The organism is Psychrobacter halodurans (genome assembly GCF_017498075.1).
Lineage (GTDB): Bacteria > Pseudomonadota > Gammaproteobacteria > Pseudomonadales > Moraxellaceae > Psychrobacter > Psychrobacter celer.
Genome location: NZ_JAGBKN010000004.1, coordinates 32903 through 50603, shown reverse-complemented (window position 1 = coordinate 50603; position 17701 = coordinate 32903). Strand labels below are relative to the sequence as shown.

Here is a 17701-nt window from a genome sequence, read left to right as displayed (position 1 = left end):
TCATCCATTTATTATTTTATTCAGCCATATATTTTTTTATTGGGTCGGTGTTATTTGGGTGCTTATTTTTAGTAATATTATCTCTAGCCGTCTTTTTATTTTTAGCGACATTATTTTTAATCACACAGCTTTGGTTTACAGTGTTATTGATCTCGTCATACGTGTCATGCTCATCAGCATAGCGGTCATTCACCTCAGGATGATACCCATAGTTATCAAAAGCTATCTTTGCAGACCATAGCTTGAGGACAGTGACCACAAGCGCACTAACAAATAACAAAGGCGAATACAGCGCTGATAGCGGTGAGGTCACAGCCAAAGTGATGATATTAAGTATGAGTAGCAGTTTTGGTAAGGCACAAACATTGGCCTGCCATACGCTGCGGCGGTTACTGATCACCACCTGTTTGGGCGTACACACAAATGGCTTGTCGCGGCCCCACAGCACAGGCCACCATGACAACGCACCGATTTCCCAAAAATTTAGATGCAGTGCCCACGCTCGTAGCTTATTGATAAAGGTTGGCGTAACGTGCTGAGCTACCTGCTGATTAAGTGGTGAGCGGTCTTGTGCATAGGCCCACAGCCGTCGCAACAAAAACACGCCATAAGCCGCATAAACCACATATAAGGGCGTAAGCAACATCGCCATATCCACCTGTGCGCCTATTATCAGAGCCGCCAGCACGATAAGCAGCGTACAGATCTGCAGCACGATAAAAATTCCCGTAAAATTAATCCAGGCACTCAGCTGCGAAAAATGCGCACGCATATACTGCAAACGCTCGCCCATCGTCTGGCTTACATTTGTATTTGCGCTGCTATCGGCGGTCAAAGACGCCGGCCTAACAAAGTAACTATTGAGCACTTGTGCATTGCCATATACCCAGCGCTGCCGCTGAGCGATCAGATCACACAGCGTGGTGGGCAATATACCGGTAGCAATCACCTTGGGTATAAAACGACTGTGCAGACCCATACGATGGAGCAGCACGCCCATCTGCGCATCTTCAGTAATGGACGCTCCTGACCAGCCGCCTAAACCCACTAAAGCATCTCGGCGTATCACCGCATAAGTACCGGTAGATAACGCCCGCTGACGGTTAAAAAAGCGATGCAAATGATGATTAAAATAATGGTTTAATTCGCTGTGGACATCTGCTTTATCTGCATCACGATAAAACTGCGGAAATTGCAATAAAGCATGCTCAGGATACTCGTGGATAGCGCTGATAATAGCATCACGGGCATGTGGCAACGCCTGATAATCACTATCGACCACCACCACATGACTGGCGCTAGGGTCCATCAGCCCAAGCGCTAAGTTGAGCGCACCAGACTTAAACCCTGCCACCGCATCGATATGATAAAAATGCACGTTGAGATGCGGATCCAAGCCATCACAAAAGTCTGCCAAAGGCTCATAAAGCTCACGCTTAGTATGGTTGTTATCTATGATTAAAATCTCATCGTCGGCCGCTTTAATGGCTAGCAATGATTTGATAGTCGCAATCACCATTGCCGCAGGCTCAGCACGGGTCATCAACTGAAAGCTCAAGCGTATCGGCTGCGCGACCTCTGCATGAGTCATCGCCTGATCGATAGTACTGACTGCATGATCTGCTAGACGCTCCATCCGCTCAAATTTACCGACAGGTTGCATGCCATTGTTTGTGTCACTTTTTATACCCCTTTGGGTGTTTTGGTGGTAGGGCTTTAGGCAATCATTGCTACGTAGATAGCTGGTTACTTGCTCATTTATATGGTTGTTTATATGATTGTTTAATACAGGGTCTTTATACCAGCTGGTCTGCGCGCGTTTGGAGGCTGGTGGATAAGCGCCAAAGACATGCGCCGCTCGATTGTTTATAGCTTCACGGCCATTATCGTTATGTTCCTGACCAACGCTGCAAGCAAACCGCTCAGCATTTGGCGTATCCTGTATCATTGGATATAAGCCCGACATACCTGAGCGGCCATCAGAATAGACCTCCTTATTGACTGTCATGATTCATCCTTTGATAAATATATCGACATCGTCAGCGGCATCGTTTGCCCGCGACATGAATGATTGATGATATAAACCCGTGCGATAAACACTGAGATAATTGATGATAGTCAAAAAGATTGGTGATAATTATTTATAAACTGTCTAAAAAAATAGATTAATGTAACTTCAAGTAAAACATGTAAAAACTTTTATAAATTAATACTTTATAATCCAAAAAACTTTAGCCGGCGTCTATTACCTCGAGCTTGCAACCAGTCTTTGCGCTCATAAATATTTTATACAGACAAAAAAATACCGCACTTATATATGATAAGTGCGGTATTTGACAGTGCCTCAACAGCCAGAAAGAGTTAGTTTAAGATACCATAAGCGCACAGTGCGTCCGCCACCCGTTTAAAGCCAACGATATTGGCCCCTGCCATATAGTCGATATAGCCGTTGTCCGTTTGACCATAGTTTGCTGATGCTTCAGCCGCGCCGTCATGGATGTTTTTCATGATGCGCTTTAGGCGCTCATCTATTTCTTCAAAGGTTTTGTATTGACGTACCGAGTTTTGTGACATCTCAAGACCTGAGACTGCCACGCCGCCTGCGTTTGCTGCCTTACCTGGCGCATAGTGCACACGGTGCAAACGGATATGATCGACTGCCTCTGCTGTCAACGGCATGTTTGCGCCTTCAACGATATATCTGATGCCGTTTTCGACCATATGTTTGGCATCGTCTTCGTTGACTTCATTTTGTGTGGCTGATGGAATGGCGATATCACCTTTGATGTGCCAAGGCTTTTGCTGCGCAAACCACTCACCACCATAGACATCGACATAATCGCACAGTGGCTTACTCTGGGCTTTTTGCGCTTTTAGCCAATCGATTTTTTCTTGATTTAGGCCATTTGCATCATAGAGCGTCCCTTGTGAGTCGGAGACCGTCAGAACTGTCGCGCCTAGCATGCAGGCTTTTTCGGCGGCATGGAGCGAGACGTTGCCTGCCCCTGACACCAGTACTTTTTTGCCTTCGATACTCTCGTTTTGAGCAGCGAGCATGTTTTCTAAGAAGTACACCGCACCGTAGCCTGTCGCTTCTGTACGCATCAAGCTACCACCGAATCCCACCCCCTTACCTGTCAACACGCCACCGTATTCGCGCGTTAAGTTTTTGTACATGGCAAACATATAGCTGACCTCACGGCCGCCGACACCGATATCACCAGCTGGCACATCGATGTCTTTATTGACATAGTGGTGCAGCTCACGCATAAACGCATAGCAAAAGCGGCGAATTTCGCTGTCTGTTTTGCCTTTAGGATCAAAATCAGCGCCCCCTTTACCGCCGCCCATCGGCAGACCCGTCAAAGCGTTTTTGAATATTTGCTCAAAGCCCAAAAACTTAAGCACTGACTGGTTGACGGTTGGATGAAACCGTACGCCGCCTTTGTAAGGGCCAAGAGCGTTGCTGAACTGGACACGCCAGCCGCGGTTGACTTGTACTTCACCTTTATCGTTTTCCCAGTTGACGCGAAAGCAGATAATACGATCTGGTTCAACCAAACGCTCGAATATCTTCATTTTTTGAAATTCAGGATGGGCATCGTATAAAGGCGCGATAGTCAGTGCCACTTCTTTTACGGCTTGGACAAATTCAGGTTGATGGGCGTAACGCGCTTCGACTTTTTCGATGGCCTGACTGATACTCATATAGGTTCCTTAGGGTAAAAATGGTGGACGTGTTTATTTACATCGATGTCGCGTCGTATGGCAACAAACGAAGGGGATTATGGACATTGATGTAAGACTACAATCGCCCCTATACACTGCGGTATATAGAGGCTCGTGGGAGTAGAAAAGCGGGATAATGTGACGCCTGAACAAGACGCTCAGTAGCAATGACCGTTTCTATCCTATAACTATATATCATTTTTTTGGGGTATAAGTCTAGTGAATATCACCATCATGAAAAGTTATGGTCAACGTTTTTTGTATAAATCATTCGTTTGTCTGACCGCTACGCAGGCTGCTAGGCATTGTGAGCATAAAGTAAAGCGCTGGGTAAATGAAGCAAAAATTGCTACAAGCCTACTGTCTGATTGCAAGTGGCTGGGCAAAATAGAGAGAATAAAACCTTATTGCCAACTTTAGTTCGGCTTAAAATTAAAAACAACATATAAAAGGTTGATAATGACAACTAGACGGTCAAAAAATAGCAGAACCCAGCCATTTGTTTGCTGTAACATATATCAATATAAGTAGTAAGGGTTTATAATAACCAGCGTTTGCTTCAGCCCTTTTTAGTGTCGCTGATAGTGATCTCATCCATTCAATAACCCGTTATAGAGAAAGTGATATGCGTACAGATTCGTTCCAACAAATCTTGGAAGACCTAAACAGCTCATCTGCCGATGTCGAAGCATCTGCCCTAATTTCTAACGATGGTCTGATGATTGCATCAGCCCTACCATCAGGCGTTGATGAAGACCGTGTTGGCGCTATGTCAGCCGCTTTATTGTCATTGGGTGACCGTGCAGGTCGCGAGCTGGCGCGTGGTAGTATCGATCGTATTATGATCCAAGGCGAAAAAGGCTATGTCATCATGACCTCATCAGGCGATGAAGCGGTATTGACCATCATGGCCAAGCCAAACGCCAAGCTCGGTTTGATCTTTTTGGACATCAAACGCGCCTCAGAAGCCCTAGCAAAACTTATTTAATCAATCATTGTTTTCCAGTCAATCATGACGAATACAACGATAGATAAATACAACAATAAATAAAGGAGATTACTATGGGTTCTCCAATCCCTGATGCACCAAAGCCGGATATGCCAGCTGAGCAGATGACACTGACTTACTATGACGGCACCTCTCGCACCATTTATGATACGGGTGTTGAGCGCCCTTATCCTGATGGTAAGCTTATCGTCTCGCGTACCGACTTAGACGGTATTCTAACTCACGTCAACGATGCTTTTGTCGAGATTAGTGGTTACACCAAAGACGAGCTGCTTGGCCAGCCGCAGTCTATCCTGCGCCATCCTGATATGCCAAAAGCGGCTTATCAAGACTTGTGGGACACAGCAAAAGCTGGAAAGAAGTGGCATGGCTATGTCAAAAATTTATGCAAAGACGGTAGTCACTACTGGGTTTATGCCACTGTGGTGCCAAACGTACGCCGCGGTGAAACCGTGGGCTATACCTCAGTACGCCGCAAGCCATCACGTAGCAAAATCGAAGCCATGCAGGCGCAGTACGCTGATATGAAACAAAATGAGGAAGGGTAAATCATGACGACACACAATATGTTAATCGCCCCTGATTTTTCGCCTGAGCGTTTTGCAGGTTGGCATATGTTTAACACCTTGATTCAAAAGCGTGCCAACTTAAACATGCACCTAAATACGCCAGCCTCACACACAGAGCAACAACAAATCATCACGGCTGGGGACATTCAGGTCATCTATGCCAATCCTTTTGATGCGGCAGCCTTGATCCGTGAACAAGGCTACAAAGCGGTCGCACGTCCTATCGGCAAGTCTGACGAAATGGTCATCGCCGCTGGTGCCAACAGCGACATCAATGTCTTAGAAGATATCAAAGCTGGTGCCACCATCGCGATGGCAAACAACCGCGATGTCAAGCTGATTGGTTTGCGCCTGCTTGAGGCTGTCGATATAGAAGAGTCTGATCTGAGCTGGGATGTCACCGAAACATATCAAGCTGCGGCGCGTAAAGTCATCAAAGGCGATGCGCAGGCAGCGTTCTTTTTGGCAGAAGTATTTCACGGTTTTTCTCGTCTGACCAAAGCTCAGCTATCGGTACTGATCGAAAGTGATTTGGCTGATATCAGTCATGTGCTGCTGATCAAAGACGATTTTCCAGATACCGATATCTTTATGAATGCCATACTCAACCTGCACAACGACCCAGACGGTCAAGAAGCATTGGCCGAGCTGGGTATGCCGCAAGGATTTGAGGCCATGGATGAAGAAGACGCCGAGTTTATGATTGATTTGATGGAAACCTTGCTTGATTAGTCGTTACTTGCTATCTTGCTTTGGCTGATTTTATTTTTTCATGGTCGATGACAGTCGTCATCGCCGTGATTATTGGGTCATGTCCATACAACGCAACACATAGGCGCAGCCGCTATCAAGGCAAGAATAACCGCAACGAAGATGTGACCTAAAGGATCCTGTTATGTCTGATGTAGATCTGATCAAAGAAGCCGAGACCGAGGCGCGCCGTGCGTTTCGCTTTTACTCACGCAAAGTATTTTTGGCACCTGCCAATCGTCACTTTCATGAGCAGCGTATCAATGCTGCCCTACTGCTGAGCGAAAAAGAGCCGCTACAGGGCGCGGTGGCAGATTTTTTTTATGGCTGCTGGTACGATATTCCTTACGATGTCAATAACCTATTTACCCGTATTAAAGACCGTCTGTACCCTCATGTTGCACAAGGCTTTCGCGACTGCATCGACAAAAAACGCTACATCCAGCGCAACAGTATGCTGGCGACGCGTTGGAGTGTATTGATATCGCCGTCGCTCAATGAGCAAAAACAGCGACTGCGCATCAGTAGCGACGATGCCAAAGAAATCTCCAAAGACATCACCGCCGAACTAATGCAAGCACGTGCCGAGGAGGACTGGGGCACGATTGAACAAATCGAAAACGAGTTTTTTGCCCACTGTATCGCTCGCAATGACCGTCTGGCTTTTTCTTTGGTTTGGTTTCGCTTAGGCAAAAGCGACTGGCACTTTGACGAGCGCTGGAACAACTGCCAACAACGTCTTGACCAAACCAAAACCATCAAAACTTAACTTATCGCCTGTTTTATAACTTCATCACAATGGTAGCCGCTATGTCCTCTTACTTAAATGCTGATAAAACCTATCTTACCCTAACCCCAGCCGGTATTTTTGAGGCATTTTCCCAAAGCGAACCTACAGAGGAGCAGCTATCGTTACAAGACCTACTCTCTTATGAGCAAACCCTACTCGCCGCTGATTGGCTAGAGCGCTACTCTGAGACGTGGTTACAGCGCTTTATAGAGGCCGGCTGGATCGAAAAGTTGTCCCTATTTTTGCCCGCGCCCAACTTACCATTGGATCAGTTTTTGCCTTATGTCGTCGCAAGCCTATCTGGTAAGCGCCGTGCAGCTATCGGCTCTGATGAGGGCTTTTGTCTGGCGCGCATCGGCTATAACCAAGAAGAAGCGGATATGCTGAGTGTGGCGGCGGCTGACTTTTCAGGCTTTATGCTGCGCCAAAAACAACGCGGCTGGGCAGTAGAAAGCCAAGCAATTTCGTTTTTTCAGCAGGTTGACTTGTTGATTCCTGAGACCAGTTTTGTGTTTTTGTGGATTGATGGCTCAGGATATGTGCTGATCATCGATGGCGAGCCGCTCACTAACAGCCGCGCTTTTGTAGAGCTGGTTTGGGCACTCAAAACCTCTGGACTCCGATTTTTAAATTAAGCGTCTATGGCGTACTTGCTCATAACTCGTGACGGTCATGACTTTTATAAACATCAACATAAAAATAGACATGACTGACGTATCATATTCTCATTAAGAGGCATGCACCCCACTTCTATGTTTGCGTTTATAGCAGACAACTTGGTGCGGTGCGCGCTATTTTTATCCACAGCGCCCTCCTTTATCTTTATACCATACCGCCGTGCTTTTATATAAGCAATGAGATAGCTGACGGCGGCACACTTCGCAACGATACTACCCTCATACGTAACAGTAGCTGGCACCGCATTGCGTCATACTGACTTTTGACGTATGCCAACCTTTACTTGTCTGTTTTTGTGGCTGGTAAGCGTATCTTAGAAGTCGGCTGCGGCATGGCGTTGTCTAGCCTGCTACTCAACCACAGACGTGCTGATATTACTGCAACTGACTATCATCCGACGGTTGAGTATTTCCTTGACCGTCATACCACTTTAAACAATAACAAAACGCCTGACGTGATGGCCGCATCTTGCCACTGCTGGCGCTTGATCCAGTGAGCCATTAGGGGTTTGTAAATCCGCTGTGACATTGCTTGGTCAAAAAAACAAACCAAAGTTTATTTAATAATATGATTGCAATCGCAATATCATTCTTCTAGCATGAATTGATAGATAGCAATTGAGCATAAACCTCAAATAACTTTAAACAATATCAATTATATAAATAATATCAGGCAGATAGATATGAAAAATAACAATACTCCCTTACGTATCGACATCGTCTCAGACGTGGTGTGCCCTTGGTGCGTCGTTGGCTACCGCCAATTGGCCGCAGCGCTTAAGCAAAGCAATACAGACTATGAGATACATTGGCACCCTTTTGAATTAAACCCCAAAATGCCAAAAGAAGGACAAAATATGCGTGAGCACATCATGGAAAAGTATGGCTCAAGTAAGGCAGAATCGGATGCCAGCCGCGCCAGAATAACAGAGGCGGGAAATGAGGTCGGCTTTCAGTTTCACTTCAACGACGACACACGGATGCACAATACCTTTAATGCGCACCAGCTCTTGCACTGGGCCGAAAAACAAGGCCACAGACATGAGTTAAAGCAAGCGCTTTTTGCAGCGCACTTCACGGACAACCGCGATATATCGGATAACGCGGTACTGGCCGATATCGCAGCAGAGGTCGGCTTAGATCGAAGCGAGGCACGGGCAGTCTTAGCAGACCAGCGTTTTGCTCGAGAGATACGTGCAGAAGAGCAGCACTGGCAGCAGCAAGGAATTCAAAGTGTGCCAGCGATGATTTTTAATGAGCGTCATTTGGTAAGCGGCGCGCAAGGGGTAGACAATTACCTCAATATCTTAGGGCAATTGGCCCATATGCCCGACTAAACCCTAAGCGTTGTCGATGAAAGGATATCTTATGCACGCTCACCCAACACCCGCGGTTATCGTCTTTGATGTCAACGAGACGCTACTCGACATAACCACTTTAGCGCCGTTATTTGTACGCCTATTCGGTGACGAAAACATGCTCAGAGAGTGGTTTGCCCAGCTGGTGCTATAAGCGTTTCTCAAACGTCCTTATAATGCCTTGTTATCCGCCCCCAATGTGCCAACACCGGACTTTATGGCCACAGACTTGACTACGCTTGCAGAGCAAATCATTCATCGCGCGCAAGGCTAATCGCTATGGTTTGTCTTGAGCATAAAAAAATACCGCCCCATAATAGGCGCGGTATTTTCAGCTTATCGTTTGCTGCTTAACTTAATGTTTACTCAGAAAAGTGCACCACCGAACGAATGCTCTCACCTTTATGCATCAAATCAAAGGCCTCGTTGATGTCTTCTAATGGCATGGTGTGAGTGATGAAGTCTTGTAGCGGAATTTCACCTGCTAGGTAGCGCTCGACGTAGCCGGGCAACTCACTGCGGCCTTTGACCCCGCCAAATGCTGAACCTTTCCAAACACGGCCTGTCACTAGCTGGAATGGACGGGTTGATATTTCTTGGCCTGCGCCTGCGACCCCGATGATGACCGACTCGCCCCAGCCTTTGTGGCAGCACTCTAGTGCTGAGCGCATGACATCGACATTACCGATACATTCAAACGAATAATCCACGCCGCCGTCGGTCAATTCGACGATGACATCCTGAATGGGCTTGTCATAATTTTTTGGATTGATGCAATCTGTCGCGCCAAGCTTTTTGGCCAATTCAAACTTGCTCTCGTTGATATCGATAGCGATGATACGGCTGGCGTTGGCCATTTGCGCGCCGATGATAGCGGACAGTCCGATACCGCCCAGCCCAAAGATAGCAACCGTTGCGCCCTCCTCGACTTTGGCAGTATTCATCACAGCGCCCATGCCCGTGGTCACGCCGCAGCCCAGCAAGCAGACTTCTTCTAATGGCGCTTCTTTATTGACTTTGGCCAATGAAATCTCTGGCAACACCGTGTATTCAGAAAAAGTCGAGCAGCCCATATAATGGTAAATCGGCTTACCATCTTTGTAAAAACGCGTGGTACCATCTGGCATCAGGCCTTTACCTTGGGTTTCGCGTACTGCCGAGCATAGGTTGGTTTTACCTGAACGACACATTTTACAGACGCCGCACTCTGCGGTGTACAACGGAATGACATGGTCGCCGACTTGCACGCTGGTCACGCCTTCACCGACTTCCTCGACGATACCGCCACCTTCGTGACCCAAAATCGCAGGAAACACGCCTTCTGGGTCTTCACCAGATAAGGTGAACGCATCGGTATGGCAAACGCCGCTGGCGACAATCTTTACCAGCACTTCACCTTTTTTGGGCAGCATTACATCGACTTCTTCGATAGATAGCGGCTCATTTGGCCCCCACGCGATAGCGGCTTTGGACTTAATAAAATTATCTGACATAGTATTCTCTCTTGTAATCATAAATAAGTGATGGCGTTAATCACGCTCAGACCAATTTAGCTTATAGCGCTTACACTGTAGAGGCAAGCGCTAGTTTGAGTCGTCTATAGGCGTTGGTTTTATATTGTCCATTATAGTTGTTTCTGCTGTGATAACAATGTGTTATATTTGCAAATATCTTTTTCACAGTGGTAATAATCATGCGCTGGGATGGCATTAGTGAGTTTGTCTATGTGGCTGAATACGAGAGCTTTACCCGAGCGGCAAAGGAGCTGGGTATCTCCACCGCGCAGGTCAGTCGTCAGATCAGTGCGTTAGAAAAACGCCTGAATATTAAATTGCTCTATCGTACGACACGGAAGGTGTCGCTCACAGAAGAAGGGCAGGTGTTTTATCAGCATTGCCGCGGCGTGCTCGATGGCTTGGATGCCGCCGAGCAAGCGGTGAGTAACTTACAATCTAAGCCGCAAGGCAGAATCAAACTCACCGCCCCTGTCACCTATGGCGAGCAGCAACTATTGCCCCTGATCAATGACTTTATGGTGCAATACCGCGATATCGAAGTGACGGCCTTTTTGAGCAATCAAAAAATAGATCTAATAGAGGGCGGCTATGATCTAGCGGTGCGTATTGGCAAATTAAGCGACTCAACCATGATGGCAAAAAAACTCAGTCGCCGTACCAACTTTGTCTGCGCTGCACCTGCTTACCTCAAAAGATATGGTACGCCGCACACACTGTCTGATCTGCGCAAACATAACTGCCTACTTGGTACACGTGATTATTGGCACTTTATCGAAAATAATAAACAGGCTAACAAGACAGTGGAACAGCAAGCGCACAAACCAACAGACACAGAAAAAAACCTACGCGTCTCAGGCAGCGTGCAATATAACAGCGGTCATAGCTTAGTGGATGCAGCATTAAAGGGTCTAGGTATCGTGCAGCTGCCTGATTATTATGTGCAGCAATATCTGGCCTCAGGGGCATTGATCAGCGTACTGGATAACTATAGAGAGCCTGAAGAAAGCATTTGGGCGATTTATCCACACAATCGTCATTTATCGCCAAAGATTCGCTTGCTGGTGGATTATCTGGCAGCGCGCCTGGCATAGTTGGCGCTCTTACATCATCGCTGATAAGATCCAGTTGTCACGCGCGCCTTTACTATGCATGGTTTATTACGCACAATGCTATGAGGCACAGTAAGTATTATGATTCACAATGAATATTCGATGTTGTCAGCCATCACTCGCTGAATAAACAACCACAATAAAAAAGGACTTTTTATGCTTAAGATTATCTCTATCGCTGCCCTAGCTTTGGCTGTTTCCTCTTGCGCCAGCGTTGAAAATATTGTCAATGCGCCGGATAAGGTGCAGCCAACGCCAAAAACGATGGCTGCTATCAATGCTGAAAAGGGTTTGGTAACCATGCCAAGCCCGCATTCAGTACAAGACACTGCCGATAAGTTGGTCGCCATTATCGAAAGCAAAGGTATGAAAGTATTTGCGCGTGTCGATCATCAAAAAAATGCGCAAGGTGTCGATTTAACATTGAGACCGACGCAAGTGATTATGTTTGGTAATCCGAAAGCGGGTACACCATTGATGAATTGCGAGCAAAGCGTCGCTATCGACTTGCCACAAAAAATTCTTATCAGTGCAGATGCCGATAAAAAGGTCTGGTTGTCGTACAATAATCCTGCCTATCTCAAAGACCGCCATAATATAAAAGGTTGTGATACCCAATTAGGGAATATTGCAAAAGCCCTTGATGGCATCAGTAAAGCCGCTATTGCACAGTAACCCCACAATACAATACCCAAAATACAATTGGTAGCGTCAAACGCGCTACTGGTAAACGTCTAAGCAAATAAAAAGGTGGGCTACAAACGCATGACCCACCTTTTTTCTGCTTTGAAAGAATGCGCTTATTCGCAGCCCTCAGCACGTGCGATTTGCTCATGTAATTCTATTTTTAGCTTCTTTGCACATTCAATAATCTTTTTTCGATTGGCAGGTATGGCACCATATTCAATCGCTGTTTTTCGCATTTGCACCGTGACATCATAGTGTGGATAACTGGCATGACGATGGAATAAACGCTTATCCACTTCAATCAGCGCTGCAAAATCATGCAGCTCTTGCAGGGTATCTGCCAGCATGTGGCACCATTTATAGCCTTTAAATTCTATCTGCATAAAATCGACGTATATCGCCATAGAGTCGCCTCCTTTATTATCAATAGCTATTTTATGATGTGCTAAACAACGCTTTCACAAAACAGCCATTAGAACAGTTCACGTGCATCTTTCTTAAGCTGCTTTAGGATAGTTTGGTACTCGCTATCATTGGTTTCAAGGCTGCTTAGGCGTCCATAACGCAGTTGACGATAGTCCTGCCTCATTCGCAAGATTTTTGCTTGTACGCTCTCTGAATGGCCACTATCTGTTAGCTTACTCACTTTACTGCTCTTATTACTACTTTTAGCATTGGTATCGGCGTTGGTCTCAGCGTCGATATCAGTATTTGAATCATTTTCTCGGTCATCAACCGCTATTGCCAAGCGCTCAAGCCAAGCCAGCTGCCCTTCACTCTCTTGACGAGCCAACTCTTTATCACTTTTACCAATACGTTTTGATAACTGTGCAAGTGGTAGGTCTGCTGGATGCCAACGCTTACGGCGACGTTGCCAAATGATTAAGATGACTATAGCCATCACCATGATAGCACTGACCGTCAGCCATATAACTTGCTGCATAATTGAACGGATGTTAAACCATTTGAGTAGCGAGTCGGCTTGCCTGTCCTGATCGTAACCAACGACATCTTTTTGCCAATAATAGCTGGCTTGATCTGACAGGCGGCGTAAGGTTTGTAGCAGCTGATACTGCTGATAGCTGACTTGGGCGGCAGCGCCGTCGCCAAACATCGCCGCGCCTTGCGACTGCGTCAGTGCCTCCATGCCTTGCTCGACACGCTCAGGCGCGACAAAGGCCGTCGGATCGACACGTAGCCAGCCTTGACCGTCAAGCCAAACCTCCGTCCAAGCGTGCGCATCCTTTTGCCGTACTTCCCAAACATTACCACCGCGGCTGGGCTCACCGCCTTGATAGCCCGCCACGACGCGTGCTGGAATGCCAGCGGCGCGCATCATAAAGGTGAAGCTGGAAGCATAATGCTCACAAAACCCCGCTTTGGTCTCAAATAAAAACTCATCAATACGGTTATTATTCAGTCGTGGCGGAGACAGTGTATAACGAAAGTCCGTTTGGTTAATCCAGCGCTCCAGCGCCTGCATATAGCGCACAGGGTCTGAACCTGACTGAGCGAATAACTGCTGCGCCAATGTTCGCGCTTGCAGGTTGCCGTCAGCTGGCAGTGTAAGATTGAGACGGTGCGATTCATCAGAGAGAATCGGATCGATACGCATCGGTGCAAACTGCAATACCTCGTAGCGCAGCTGCTGAGTCACCGGCTGGTCTTTCAATAAGGTAAAGTCTGAGGTGATACTGACATCTTGGCGCTGAGCAAAAGGATAATCAAGTCCAAACAGCCAGCTTTGCTGCGTTGGCTCTAGGATAATCTCATAATTGGTCGGCGCAACTTTCGCTTCATCAGGGATAGTTGCAAAGGCATTCTCAATCCAAGCAGGTGTTTGCGGTGCAGGCTGCCACTCTTGTTGCTGAGGGCTAGGACGCCACGTGACCCCGTCAAACTCACTAAACACCAAACCACGCCAATAGAGCTGCTGCTGTGGTGGGCGGTTATCTGCAAACTCTACCCGAAACGCCAGCTCAGTCGATTGTCCCAAATTGGCAAAATCGCCAGGCGACATGCTATCAGAGACACCCGTGGTCGCCTGCTGACCTGAGAGCTGCACTGACCATAGCGGTGGCAAGCGCGGGAAAAACAAAAATAGCACGATTAATAATGGCAATGCGCCGATGCCGAGCACGCCCAACGTACGCAGACGCCCATCACCGCGCGTATTACCGTCGTCATTTAGCGCAATAAAGGCCAGCAGCACCGTCACTGCCCCGACGATTACTTCTAACGTCGTGACAAAGCCCTGATCCATCAAAAGCAGCGCGGCGAGGACAAATAGCGATAAATTTAATACCACATAAGCATCACGGCGTTTATACAACTCCCACAGCTTACTGATGAGACATAGCACTAAAAACGCTACGCCCATATCGAGGCCGAAAGCGGTGTGATAAGTCAGCCATAACCCTGTCAGCCCTAATAAAAATCCGAGCATCTGCATGCCCTGATAGACGCGTTTTAGATGCGCTAATTTTTTAAATCGCGCTTTGACGCCGGGCAGCTGCGCTACGATACTGACCACCGCAAACCCCATTAGCCATAATGGCAGATGGGCTGCATGCGGTAAGATAATGACCACTTGGGCGATCAACACCCAATAGTAGGCAGGCAAAGCAAAAAACTTGGCATATCCGCTCGGCTTTTCGCCATGCATTATCTGTGCGCTGCGATGATCACCCAAGGCCAACTGCTCAAAGCTGGCAGCGTTTATAGCGTCTGCTTTATCCAAGCGACTCGATGACGCTATCGTTTTTTTTGATAAAGGCTGCGTAGAGTTATTCATGGCGCTTTTGCCAACCTTAGCAAGCACGCTTGTACAAAGCTGTCACCTGCCCCCATCGCCGCACCGGCAGATTTATCTTGCGGTAGTTGCATCGTAAAGGGTACGCCCAGCCCACCCAAGGTCTGTACGCCATAAGCCAGCTGTGCCAGTTTTTGTTCATGATGCGCGGCTGGCATATCGGCATAATCCAACGTTTGCTCATGACCGATAGGATCAGCGAAATGCTTGGTAAACATGCCTTGACCTCGTGCCACATGCCCCCAAGACACACGGGCCAGCGACTCACCTTCGATATAGTTGTCGAGCCGCTCAAAATCGTCCTGACCTTGCTGATATTGCCCGCCTGTTGGCAGTTCTTCTTCATTGGCTAGCGCATACTGTGCTTGCCAATCAAAAGCCTCAGGTTTGGGATACACCCAAGCGCAACGGGCAAAATACACATAAGACCATGCGCGCATAATGCCGAGTGGGTAGACGGTTTTGATGGTGAGTCTGGGGAGCACCAGCTGGCCGCGGCTGTGCGTTTGTACAGGCAGACGAATCGTTTGTTCGCCTTGTAGTCGTGTCACTAGTATCGACTCTGGGGTACTAGCGCTATTCTTGATTTTCTTATTGGCTTTTTTATCTATCTTGCCATTAGCCTTACTATTCGCTTGGCCGTCAGCTTGCTCAAAGCCAAATAACAGCTGGCGTCTGGGCTGACGACTTTCGCTACAAAGCTTTAAAGTCACCCAGACAGGCGCGCCCGCCTCTGCCATAGTGACATCTATCAATTGCACCTTGAGACCTGAGATATGGGCAAAGGTCACATGAAAGCTGATCAGCCAGACGCTAACCAAATAAAAGCACAAACCCAGCACCAAGTTGTTGCCATAATTGATGCCAGCGATAAAAGTGATGATTAATAAAACGGCAAACAGCAGGCCTTCATGGCTAAAAAAAATATAGACATTACGCAGCGTGAGGGTGGCGCTATCGCTTTTGGGCGCACGCGCGGCAAACCAGCGGCGTAGTGCAGAGTCCGCTGGTACAGTAAAGGCATTTGGCAACAGGCTCATAACGACCCCATCCTCAACATTAATAGTCTTATCGCTAATAAACGAGCAGCTTTAGAAGTGAATCTCTTATGAGTAAAAAAATGGTCAAACAATAACAGCCACTTCTGCCAAAATACGTTGGGCGATGGTCTGCATCGCTTGTCCAACAGTCACATGCGCGGGTACAAAACGCTGACCGAGACGATGATCGGTGACGGCAGCAAACACGGCTTGGATGTCCTCTGGTGTCACCTCCATATGCCCTGATACATAAGCATAAGCCTGTGCTGCACGCTGTAGCGAGAGTACCCCTCGCGGCGACAAACCATGGTACTCGGAGCTGGCGCGTGTCTTTGCGACCAGCCGCTGCAGATAGTCCAAGACCACATCGGCGACATATACTTGCTTGACGCCTTGCTTTGCCAATAGTACCGCCTCGGTATCAAGTACAGCAGGCAAGCCTTTGAGCAGCTCGCGGCGGTCTTGACCTTGCAAAAGCTCACGCTCAGCGGCAGGCGATGGATAGCCAAGCGAGATACACAATAAAAACCTGTCGAGCTGCGACTCAGGCAATGGATAGACGCCTGCTTGCTGCAATGGGTTTTGGGTGGCAATGACAAAAAACGGCTGCGGCAGCATATAGGTTTTCCCATCTTGCGTCACTTGCCGCTCCTCCATGGCCTCTAGCAGCGCGCTTTGGGTTTTGGGACTAGAGCGGTTGATCTCATCCGCAAGTAACAACTGCGTAAAGATCGGCCCTGGCCGGAATTCAAAGCGCTGGTTTTTTTGCTCAAAGATACTCATGCCCAAAATATCAGCGGGCAGCATGTCATTGGTAAACTGCACACGATTAAAGCTCAGACCAAGCAGCTGGGCTAGCCCTTGTGCCAATGTGGTCTTGCCCATACCAGGCAAGTCTTGTAGCAATAAATGACCACCCGCCAATATACCACTGAGCGCCAGCTTAATCGCCTGCGGCTTATCTAAAACGATGTGGTTTAGTTGCCCAAGCAGCTGAGCTATTTTTTGCTGATTGTGCTGATAGTCAGCGGCACTCAAGGCCGCCGTATCTGCCAGCTGCGGCGCTGGTTGAGAGGTGGTGCTAGAATCGGGGTCGATCGCGGCATGGCTCATAGTCAGTTATTGGCTCATTTTGGATGAATAAACATAATAAGTCTGCGATCAATTGGCATCATCGGTCGCAGGCGGCGCGGCCCTTAGGGTTGACAGATAAGCAATCACATCTGCTCGCTCTTTTGCATCCGGCATCGGGTCTGAGAGCATTTTTGAGTCTGGCATACTCTTTTGCGCATCGGCGATATAAGGGTCTAGTGTCTGTGCATCCCATACCCAGCCTGACGCCTTTAATCCTTCACTATAAGTATAATCCTCGAGGGCGGCGGCAGGCGCGCCGTAGATATTCATCAGCTGCGGGCCTTTTTTGTTCAGCCCTGCATTGAGCTGGTGGCACTGACCGCAGGCATCTTGATAAATGATCGCACCGTTGTCGGCATCGCCCTCAGTGTATAGCGGCAATGTCACAGGGTCACGGTGATCAGCGGGCACTTGCTCTCCGCACGCACTGAGCAATAAAACAGCGGCAACAAGGCCGCACAAACGATACTGACGAATAATAAACATGTTTGACAGTCTTCAGTTAAAAGGTATGACAGAT

The 17701-nt window shown here is 47.7% G+C and carries 18 protein-coding genes; 10 read left to right on the top strand and 8 right to left on the bottom strand.

What is annotated here, in order from left to right; all coding sequences use genetic code 11:
- Positions 1–16: 16 nt before the first annotated feature.
- Together J3491_RS02940 and gdhA are read right to left on the bottom strand one after the other, a co-directional pair.
- Positions 17–2008, bottom strand: coding sequence for a glycosyltransferase family 2 protein (locus J3491_RS02940; RefSeq protein ID WP_207969151.1), 1992 nt, complete (start codon positions 2006–2008; stop codon positions 17–19).
- Between the two features lie 353 nt (positions 2009–2361).
- Complete coding sequence (gdhA, locus tag J3491_RS02935) at positions 2362–3708, bottom strand: NADP-specific glutamate dehydrogenase (protein ID WP_198335420.1); 1347 nt, start codon at positions 3706–3708, stop codon at positions 2362–2364.
- A gap of 646 nt (positions 3709–4354) precedes the next feature.
- Here gdhA and J3491_RS02930 point away from each other — a divergent pair.
- From J3491_RS02930 to J3491_RS11970, 8 genes are all read left to right on the top strand, one after another.
- The gene (locus tag J3491_RS02930) at positions 4355–4717 is read left to right on the top strand and encodes a roadblock/LC7 domain-containing protein (protein ID WP_105243989.1); all 363 of its coding nucleotides are present in this window, start codon (positions 4355–4357) and stop codon (positions 4715–4717) included.
- A gap of 74 nt (positions 4718–4791) precedes the next feature.
- Positions 4792–5286 carry a PAS domain-containing protein gene (locus tag J3491_RS02925; RefSeq protein ID WP_105243990.1) on the top strand — a complete coding sequence of 165 codons (495 nt, stop codon included), beginning with the start codon at positions 4792–4794 and terminating at the stop codon, positions 5284–5286.
- A 3-nt stretch (positions 5287–5289) separates the two neighbouring features.
- Positions 5290–6039 carry a PhnD/SsuA/transferrin family substrate-binding protein gene (locus J3491_RS02920; protein ID WP_207969150.1) on the top strand — a complete coding sequence of 250 codons (750 nt, stop codon included), beginning with the start codon at positions 5290–5292 and terminating at the stop codon, positions 6037–6039.
- A 163-nt stretch (positions 6040–6202) separates the two neighbouring features.
- Positions 6203–6826 carry a hypothetical protein gene (locus J3491_RS02915; protein WP_075100532.1) on the top strand — a complete coding sequence of 208 codons (624 nt, stop codon included), beginning with the start codon at positions 6203–6205 and terminating at the stop codon, positions 6824–6826.
- Positions 6827–6867: 41 nt separating this feature from the next.
- Positions 6868–7482, top strand: coding sequence for a hypothetical protein (locus J3491_RS02910; protein WP_105243993.1), 615 nt, complete (start codon positions 6868–6870; stop codon positions 7480–7482).
- Between the two features lie 326 nt (positions 7483–7808).
- Positions 7809–8021 (top strand): class I SAM-dependent methyltransferase, encoded by a 213-nt coding sequence (locus J3491_RS02905; RefSeq protein ID WP_207969149.1) that lies wholly within the window; start codon positions 7809–7811, stop codon positions 8019–8021.
- Between the two features lie 186 nt (positions 8022–8207).
- A complete protein-coding gene (locus tag J3491_RS02900; RefSeq protein ID WP_207969148.1) occupies positions 8208–8861 on the top strand; it encodes a DsbA family oxidoreductase in 654 nt (217 codons plus the stop codon).
- A gap of 31 nt (positions 8862–8892) precedes the next feature.
- Positions 8893–9036, top strand: coding sequence for a hypothetical protein (locus J3491_RS11970; RefSeq protein ID WP_243456057.1), 144 nt, complete (start codon positions 8893–8895; stop codon positions 9034–9036).
- 208 nt (positions 9037–9244) lie between these two features.
- Here the strand turns inward: J3491_RS11970 and J3491_RS02890 are convergent, their stop codons facing one another.
- A complete protein-coding gene (locus J3491_RS02890) occupies positions 9245–10375 on the bottom strand; it encodes an S-(hydroxymethyl)glutathione dehydrogenase/class III alcohol dehydrogenase (protein ID WP_207969147.1) in 1131 nt (376 codons plus the stop codon).
- Positions 10376–10575: 200 nt separating this feature from the next.
- On the opposite strand from J3491_RS02890, the gene J3491_RS02885 reads away from it, so the two are divergent.
- The gene (locus J3491_RS02885; protein WP_207969146.1) at positions 10576–11490 is read left to right on the top strand and encodes a LysR family transcriptional regulator; all 915 of its coding nucleotides are present in this window, start codon (positions 10576–10578) and stop codon (positions 11488–11490) included.
- Positions 11491–11664: 174 nt separating this feature from the next.
- Positions 11665–12183 carry a DUF302 domain-containing protein gene (locus J3491_RS02880; RefSeq protein ID WP_207969145.1) on the top strand — a complete coding sequence of 173 codons (519 nt, stop codon included), beginning with the start codon at positions 11665–11667 and terminating at the stop codon, positions 12181–12183.
- 125 nt (positions 12184–12308) lie between these two features.
- Here the strand turns inward: J3491_RS02880 and J3491_RS02875 are convergent, their stop codons facing one another.
- From J3491_RS02875 to J3491_RS02855, 5 genes are all read right to left on the bottom strand, one after another.
- On the bottom strand, positions 12309–12599 hold the full coding sequence (locus tag J3491_RS02875) for a DUF4031 domain-containing protein (RefSeq protein ID WP_207969144.1): 291 nt from the start codon (positions 12597–12599) through the stop codon (positions 12309–12311).
- Between the two features lie 68 nt (positions 12600–12667).
- Positions 12668–14989, bottom strand: coding sequence for a transglutaminase TgpA family protein (locus J3491_RS02870; RefSeq protein WP_207969143.1), 2322 nt, complete (start codon positions 14987–14989; stop codon positions 12668–12670).
- Positions 14986–16047: a hypothetical protein gene (locus J3491_RS02865; RefSeq protein WP_207969142.1), complete on the bottom strand. Its 1062-nt coding sequence runs from the start codon at positions 16045–16047 to the stop codon at positions 14986–14988. Before J3491_RS02865 ends, J3491_RS02870 begins: the two co-directional genes overlap by 4 nt.
- A gap of 84 nt (positions 16048–16131) precedes the next feature.
- A complete protein-coding gene (locus J3491_RS02860) occupies positions 16132–17160 on the bottom strand; it encodes an AAA family ATPase (RefSeq protein WP_207969141.1) in 1029 nt (342 codons plus the stop codon).
- 48 nt (positions 17161–17208) lie between these two features.
- Positions 17209–17667, bottom strand: coding sequence for a c-type cytochrome (locus tag J3491_RS02855; RefSeq protein ID WP_075100521.1), 459 nt, complete (start codon positions 17665–17667; stop codon positions 17209–17211).
- Positions 17668–17701 lie beyond the last annotated feature (34 nt).